The sequence below is a fragment of the Streptomyces sp. AF1A genome, from assembly GCF_047340315.1.
Lineage (GTDB): Bacteria > Actinomycetota > Actinomycetes > Streptomycetales > Streptomycetaceae > Streptomyces.
Map to the genome: position 1 here is coordinate 1 of NZ_JBLEBI010000265.1, position 6,744 is coordinate 6,744.

The following is a 6,744-nucleotide window of genomic DNA, read 5'->3' on the forward strand; positions in this document are numbered from 1 at the left end:
CGTTCTTCCGGTCGTACGACGTGATCCTCGCCCCGACCACGGCCGCTCCCCCGCCCCGGATCGGCGCCATGGCCGGGCTGGGCGGCTTCGCCACCGACCGCGCGATGATCGTCGCGTGCCCGTACGCCTGGCCGTGGAACGTGCTGGGCTGGCCGGGCGTCAACGTGCCGGCCGGCTTCGCCGCGGGCGGCCTCCCCGTCGGTGCACAGCTGCTCGGCCCGGCCGACAGCGAGCCGCTGCTGGTCTCGCTCGCCGCCCAGCTGGAGGCGGAGCTGCGCTGGCACGAGCTGTGGCCGCCGCAGCGCGCGGACGCGGGCGAGCCCGCGCCCGATGCGGGCCCCGCGTGAGGGTCACACGGTGAGCAGGCCGACTCCGAGGGCGATCAGCGCGGCGACCTTGAGCAGTTCCAGGGCCACGTACCACAGATGGCTGCGGGACCGGGGCAGGTCCTCACCCGCGAGGACCCGGTCGGACCGGCGGTTCAGCCAGGGCCGGACGAAGACCAGCTGAGCCAGCAGGAGCACCGCCACGGCCGCGGTGAGCCCGATGATCACGCCGGGCGCGCCGTGCATGGCGACCGCGACGATCACCACGATCGCGAGGACCGCCTCGACGGCGTTCAGCGCGCGGAACACCAGGCGGCCTATGCCGAGTCCGATGGGGATCGTCACGCCCGGCGCGCGGAACTTCAGCGGGGCCTCCAGAAAGGAGATCGCCAGCACCATCCCCAGCCAGACGAAGGTGACCGCGCTCGCGGTTGCGGCGGACGTGGCGTTCATCGATGTCGTGCCTTTCTCATTGCGGTGGGTCCGGCCGAAGGCCCGCGGGGGACGCGGCCGGCGGCCGGTCGTGGATGCGGCCGGTGGCCGTCTCGCCCAAGTGGGCCAGGCAGGAGTCCGGTTCGGCGAACGGCTCCAGGCGGGTGGCCGTCAGCGGCGCGCCGAGCCGGGACAACGCGCCCTGCATCAGCCCCAGATGGAGGGGGCAGACCAACGAGCCGTGCTCTTCGGCGAGTTCGAGGAACGGGCAGTGCCGCAGCCGGATCCGCTCCGGTGCCCGGCCGGCCTCGCCGGCCTCGGTCTCCGGCTGCGGCGCGAAGCCCAGGTCGTCGAGCAGCGCGAGGAGCCGGGCCGTCGACCGCTCGGCCGTCGGCCGCTCGAAGGGGGGCAGCGGGTCCACCAGGTGACCGCCCCAGGCACGGCCCGTCTGCGTCGCCTGCTCGCGCGCCTCGGCCGGATCGGCGGACGCCCACCGGCTGAGCAGCATTCGCGCCAGCAGCAGGTATGCGCGGGCACCGCCGCGGTCCATGCCCGGCCGCGCGGTGTAGACGGTGCGCGGCCTGCCGGGGCCCGAGGGGTCCTCGGTCCGGCGCTCGACCAGGCCGTCGGCCACCAGCGCGTCCAGGTGGAAGCGGACGGTGTTGGGGTGGACGCCCATCCGCTCGGCCGCCTCGGCGACGCCGAGCGGCGCGGGGGCGGCGCGCAGCACGTCCAGTATCGCGCGCCGGCGCGGGCTCTCCCGCGTGGTCATCCTGCGACACCCCTCTCCACCTGCGGCTATTTTTCACGAATCCTATCTGTAGTAATTGTAGAGTGAGCAGGCGAGCGCTAGAGACGAGGGGTGGAGATGACGTCACCGTCCGCGGCAGACGGCGATCCGGCGGGCCACGCGGAGGCTGATCCGCGCATTCTGTGCGACGCCCGGGCGCTGGCCGAGGAGCCGCCGCTGCCGTCCGGGGTGCTGTGGAAGCTGGCCGAGAGCGGGCGGCAACTGGACGCGAACGTGGTCCGGATCGCCCCCGGCGACCGGATCGCGACCCACACCGAGACGCAACTGGACGTGATGCTGTTCGTCGTCGCCGGCGACGGCGTCCTGGGCGCGGGTCCCTCGGACGCCCCGCGGCCGCTCACCGAGGGCGCGCTGGTGTGGCTGCCGCAGGGCTCCACGCGCAGCATCGCCGCCGGCCGGGCGGGCCTGACGTATCTGACCGTGCACCGCCGGCGCCCGGGCATGTGGATCGGCACGCGGCCCGGCGCGGCACCGGCGTAACGGTGGGACGGCAGCCGCCCGTTGCCTCCGGGGGACGGGCCACTAGGGTGCGTGCGTGACCACGTACACCGATGAGAACGTCCCGGGCCGCTACGGCCCCCATGCCACCACCGAGGCCGACCCGCGCCAGGTCGGCCGCGTGCGCACCGAGTACTCCCCCGCCCACGACGGCGACCCGGACCCCGGGGAGATCGTGTGGACCTGGGTGCCGTTCGAGGAGAACGACGGCCGGGGCAAGGACCGGCCGGTGCTGGTCGTCGCCCGGGAGGCCGCGGGCACCCTCCTCGCCGTGCAGCTCTCCAGCAAGCGGCACGACGGCGACCGGGAGTGGGTGGCGATCGGCAGCGGGCCCTGGGACCGCACGGGCCGCGACTCGTGGGTGGACGTGGACCGGGTGCTGCGCCTGCACGAGGAGGGCATGCGCCGGGAGGCGTGCGCGCTGGACCGCATGCGGTTCAACCTGGTCCGCCACCGGCTGCACGAACGCTACGGCTGGACCTGACGGGCGAGGGCGTCAGACGCCCGGCGCAGGCGGCGCGAACGCTACGGCCGGTCCCGACGAGCGACGGCGTCGGACGCCCAGCGCGGGCGGCGCGAACGGCCACGGCCGAACCCGACCGGCAAAGGCGTCAGGTACTCGTGGCGAGACGCACGAACACCACGGCCGGACCCGACGAGGGAGAGCGTCAAACGCCCGGCGCAGGCTGCGCGAACGCCCGCTGGAAGGCCTCCCGGACGGTCGCGCCCGGCGTGCGGTCCAGGACGCCGAACACCACGTGTTCGAAGGTCGCGGCGAACCGGCCTCCGGGCCCGAGCAGCGCCCGGAACGCCCCCGCGACCTGCGCCGGATCGTTCTGGAAGACCCCGCAGCCCCACGCGCCGAGCACCAGTCGCCGGTAGCCGTGGGCGGCGGCCGTCTCCAGGACCCGCTCCGCCCGTACCGCGAGGGCGTCCGGGAGGGCGGCGGCGCGCTCCGGAGCCGTACGCCGTACGACGCCCGCGTTCGGGGCGGCTGCGGTCAGGAAGCCGGCGAGGTACGGCTCCGGCAGCAGCCGGCCGCCGTCGTCGCGGAAGACCGGCACGGCGGGTGAGTGGATCACCCGATCGGTGTAGAACGGGTCGCGCCGCGCCCGGTGGTGGTCGTAGAAGGCGCGGGCCTGCAGCAGGCAGGTGTACAGCGCCGAGGCGCGGCACAGCGCCTCCTCCTGGGCCTGCGCGCCGTTGAGGTAGCCACCGCCCGGGTTCCGGGCCGAGGCGAAGTTCAGCACCGCTACCGGGACGCCCGCCAGCCGGCGGGCCGCCTCCAGGCTGCTCTCGCCGGTCACCTCGACGACCGTGCCGGTGCCGGGCGCCGGCGGGACCGGGACCTGGACCGGCCCGGGGCCGTACATCCGGGTGCCGGCCCGGGCGGCCTCCACCGCGGCCGCGAGGGACACCTCCCGGCCGTCCGGCGCGCGGTACCCGCCCGCCGCCACGATGCTCTCGGTCTGTGCGGCGATCCCGCGAAGGCGCGCGCTCACGGCGCCACCCCCGTGGGCGCCGTGAGCGCGGCCCGCGCGATCTCCCCCGTCGTGCTCATACGGGCATCCTGGGCGATCCTGGTGATGCGGTGCAACGAAGTTTCCCGCGCCCCGGAACGTGCCGGAAACACGCATGGAAACGGAGATGACAGATCCGGAACGTCCCAGGGGCACTCTTGTGCGAATCCGCGCGAGGGTCTTGGGTGGGACGAGTGCCGCCACGGCCCGCCGGATAAAGGGCCGGCGACATGGTGGTTTCTCAGGAGGATTCCGACATGTCCAATGCAATCAACGACGGTGGCGACTGTACGGGGCACCGTCCAGCCGTCACCGAGGCCGAAGTGGAGGCCCTGGTCAGGGGCATCTGCTTCAAGACCGGACCGCCCCGCTCGCTCGGTGTCGAGCTGGAGTGGCTCGTCCACGACCAGCGCCTGCCGCAGCGCCCCGTGACACCCGAACGACTTCGAGCGGCCTACGCCACGCTCCGCACCGTGCCCCTGGGCTCGGCGCTCACCGTCGAACCCGGTGGCCAGCTGGAGCTGAGCTCGCCGCCCACCGCCTCCTTGATGGAGTGCATCGCCACCGTCTCCGCCGACCTCGACACCGTCCGGGCCGTTCTCGCGGGGGACGGGCTCGCTCTCGTCGGCATCGGCCACGACCCCTGGCACCCGCCCCGCAGGTTCCTGCACGAGCCGCGCTACGACGCGCTGGAGACCTGCCTGGACAGGGGTGGTCCGGCCGGCCGCCACATGATGTGCGCCTCCGCCTCCGTGCAGGTGTGCGTGGACGCGGGCCACGAGGAGCCCGGTCCGCTCGGGCACGCGCGGCGCTGGTGGCTGGCCCACCAGGTGGGGGCGGTGCTGGTGGCCGCGTTCGCCAACTCGCCGCTGATGGGCGGCAGGCCCACCGGCTGGATGTCCACCCGGCAGCTGATGTGGACGGAGATCGGCGCCGGCCGGGCGGGCGCTCCCCCGCTGAACGGGAACCCGCGGGCCGCGTGGGCCCGGCACGTGCTGGACTCCCCGGTGATGTGCGTCCGCCGCGACGGCGGCCCCTGGGAGGTTCCCGACGGGCTCACCTTCCGGGAGTGGACGCGCTCCCGCCGGCCCCGGACGCCCACCCGGGAGGATCTCCAGTACCACCTGACCACCCTGTTCCCGCCGGTACGGCCACGCGGTCACCTGGAGCTGCGGATGATCGACGCGCAGCCCGGCGACGACGGCTGGATCGTGCCGCTCGCCGTGACGGCGGCGCTCTTCGACGATCCGCAGGCCGCCGAGACCGCGTACCGGAGCCTGAAACACCTCGCCGAGCGGGCCGTGAACCTGCCCGCTCCGCACAACCCGCTGTGGACCGACGCGGCCCGGCGGGGACTGGCCGACCCGGAGCTGCGCGAGGCCGCCGCCGTCTGTTTCGCGGCGGCGCTCGACGCCCTGCCCCGGCTCGGCGCCACCACCGAGGTCACCGACGCCGTGGCGCAGTACATGGACCGCTACGTCGCCCGGGGCCGCTGTCCGGCCGACGACCTGCTGGACCGGCCGCCCGGCCCCGACCTCTCACCGGCCGCGGGCAGCCCCGCCGCCCACGGCAGGAAGGACTTCCGCCCATGACCGCCCCCGAGACCGACACCACGACCGCGGAGCCGGAGGACACCGAGGCCCTGCGTGAGCGCGCGCTGGCCTCGCTGACCACCGCCCGTGACCGCACCACGCTGCTGACCACCTGCGTGGAGGAGCCCGACCTCACCGCGCAGCACTCCCCGCTGATGTCCCCGCTGGTGTGGGACCTCGCGCACATCGGCAACCAGGAGGAGCTGTGGCTGCTGCGGGCGGTCGGCGGCCGGGACGCCATGCGGCCCGAGATCGACAGCCTGTACGACGCCTTCGAGCACCCGCGTGCGGAGCGTCCCTCGCTGCCGCTGCTGCCGCCCGCCGAGGCCCGCCGGTACGCGGCCGAGGTGCGTGGCCGCGCGCTGGACCTGCTGGAGGCGGCGGACTTCCACGGCACCCGGCTGACCGAGGCCGGCTTCGCCTTCGGGATGATCGCCCAGCACGAACAGCAGCACGACGAGACGATGCTGATCACCCATCAGCTCAGAAAGGGCCCACAGGTTCTGACCGCGCCGGACCCGGAGCCGTCCCCGCTGTTCACCGGTCCCGCCGAAGTCCTCGTGCCCGGCGGCCCGTTCACCATGGGCACCTCGACCGAGCCGTGGGCGCTGGACAACGAACGCCCGGCGCACGCGCGGGAGGTGGCCCCGTTCTGGATCGACACCACGCCGGTGACGAACGCGGCGTACCAGGCGTTCATCGAGGACGGCGGCTACGACACCGAGCGCTGGTGGTCCCCGCAGGGCTGGGCCCACATCAGGCAGCACGCCATCACGGCACCGCTGTTCTGGCGCCGGGACGGAGACCGGTGGCTGCGGCGCCGCTTCGGCGTCACCGAGGCGGTTCCGCCGGACGAGCCCGTGCTGCACGTGAGCTGGTACGAGGCCGACGCCTACGCCCGCTGGGCCGGGCGCCGGCTGCCCACCGAGGCGGAGTGGGAGAAGGCCGCCCGCCACGACCCGGCCACCGGCCGTTCCACCCGCTACCCGTGGGGCGACGCCGATCCGGCACCAAAGCACGCGAACCTCGGCCAGCGCCACCTCAGGCCCGCGCCCGCCGGCAGCTATCCGGCGGGGCAGTCGCCGCTCGGCGTACGGCAGTTGATCGGTGACGTGTGGGAGTGGACGGCGAGCGACTTCCTGCCGTACCCGGGTTTTCGGGCGTTCCCGTACAAGGAGTACTCGGAGGTGTTCTTCGGCCCCGAGCACAAGGTGCTGCGCGGCGGTTCGTTCGCCGTGGACCCCGTCGCCTGCCGGGGCACGTTCCGCAATTGGGACTACCCGATCCGGCGGCAGATCTTCTCCGGGTTCCGCACCGCCCGCTCGGAGGCCGTCTGATGTGCCGTCACCTGGCCTATCTGGGACCGGAGGAGCCGCTGGGCCGGCTCCTCGTGGAGCCCCCGCACAGCCTGTTCCGCCAGTCGTGGGCGCCGCGCCGGCAGCGCTACGGCACGGTCAACGCCGACGGCTTCGGCGTGGGCTGGTACGCCCCCGAGGACCCCGAGCCCGCCCGGTACCGGCGGGCCGGGCCGATCTGGGCGGACCTGTCCTTCGCCGACCTGGCCC

At 74.4% G+C, this 6,744-nt stretch carries 8 protein-coding genes and 1 pseudogene; 6 read left to right on the forward strand and 3 right to left on the reverse strand.

Annotated features, from left to right (window positions below; all coding sequences use genetic code 11):
* Positions 1-347 (forward strand): amidase family protein (locus ACLU3S_RS34955; protein ID WP_413955998.1); only part of this gene is annotated, 347 nt, incomplete at its 5' end.
* 3 nt (positions 348-350) lie between these two features.
* Here the strand turns inward: ACLU3S_RS34955 and ACLU3S_RS34960 are convergent.
* Complete coding sequence (locus ACLU3S_RS34960) at positions 351-779, reverse strand: hypothetical protein (RefSeq protein ID WP_413955999.1); 429 nt, start codon at positions 777-779, stop codon at positions 351-353.
* 16 nt (positions 780-795) lie between these two features.
* Positions 796-1,530: a helix-turn-helix transcriptional regulator gene (locus ACLU3S_RS34965; RefSeq protein ID WP_413956000.1), complete on the reverse strand. Its 735-nt coding sequence runs from the start codon at positions 1,528-1,530 to the stop codon at positions 796-798.
* A gap of 96 nt (positions 1,531-1,626) precedes the next feature.
* Between ACLU3S_RS34965 and ACLU3S_RS34970 the strand changes: the two genes are divergently transcribed.
* Both ACLU3S_RS34970 and ACLU3S_RS34975 read left to right on the forward strand, forming a co-directional pair.
* On the forward strand, positions 1,627-2,049 hold the full coding sequence (locus ACLU3S_RS34970; protein ID WP_413956001.1) for a cupin domain-containing protein: 423 nt from the start codon (positions 1,627-1,629) through the stop codon (positions 2,047-2,049).
* 55 nt (positions 2,050-2,104) lie between these two features.
* Positions 2,105-2,551 carry a type II toxin-antitoxin system PemK/MazF family toxin gene (locus tag ACLU3S_RS34975; protein ID WP_413956002.1) on the forward strand — a complete coding sequence of 149 codons (447 nt, stop codon included), beginning with the start codon at positions 2,105-2,107 and terminating at the stop codon, positions 2,549-2,551.
* 184 nt (positions 2,552-2,735) lie between these two features.
* Here the strand turns inward: ACLU3S_RS34975 and ACLU3S_RS34980 are convergent, their stop codons facing one another.
* Positions 2,736-3,569: a TIGR02452 family protein gene (locus tag ACLU3S_RS34980; protein WP_413956003.1), complete on the reverse strand. Its 834-nt coding sequence runs from the start codon at positions 3,567-3,569 to the stop codon at positions 2,736-2,738.
* A gap of 275 nt (positions 3,570-3,844) precedes the next feature.
* On the opposite strand from ACLU3S_RS34980, the gene egtA reads away from it, so the two are divergent.
* From egtA to ACLU3S_RS34995, 3 genes and pseudogenes are all read left to right on the forward strand, one after another.
* The gene (gene egtA / locus ACLU3S_RS34985) at positions 3,845-5,179 is read left to right on the forward strand and encodes an ergothioneine biosynthesis glutamate--cysteine ligase EgtA (protein ID WP_413956004.1); all 1,335 of its coding nucleotides are present in this window, start codon (positions 3,845-3,847) and stop codon (positions 5,177-5,179) included.
* Positions 5,176-6,516 (forward strand): ergothioneine biosynthesis protein EgtB, encoded by a 1,341-nt coding sequence (gene egtB / locus ACLU3S_RS34990; RefSeq protein ID WP_413956005.1) that lies wholly within the window; start codon positions 5,176-5,178, stop codon positions 6,514-6,516. Before egtA ends, egtB begins: the two co-directional genes overlap by 4 nt.
* Positions 6,516-6,744: pseudogene (locus ACLU3S_RS34995) on the forward strand (class II glutamine amidotransferase); the annotation flags it as partial. The gene egtB and the pseudogene ACLU3S_RS34995, both read left to right, overlap by 1 nt.

Excerpts from the sequence above, each read along its gene's own strand:
- ACLU3S_RS34960 (WP_413955999.1), bottom strand. The coding sequence starts at position 779 with ATGAACGCCACGTCCGCCGCAACCGCGAGCGCGGTCACCTTCGTCTGG.
- ACLU3S_RS34965 (WP_413956000.1), bottom strand. The coding sequence starts at position 1,530 with ATGACCACGCGGGAGAGCCCGCGCCGGCGCGCGATACTGGACGTGCTG.
- ACLU3S_RS34970 (WP_413956001.1), top strand. The coding sequence starts at position 1,627 with ATGACGTCACCGTCCGCGGCAGACGGCGATCCGGCGGGCCACGCGGAG.
- egtA (WP_413956004.1), top strand. The coding sequence starts at position 3,845 with ATGTCCAATGCAATCAACGACGGTGGCGACTGTACGGGGCACCGTCCA.
- egtB (WP_413956005.1), top strand. The coding sequence starts at position 5,176 with ATGACCGCCCCCGAGACCGACACCACGACCGCGGAGCCGGAGGACACC.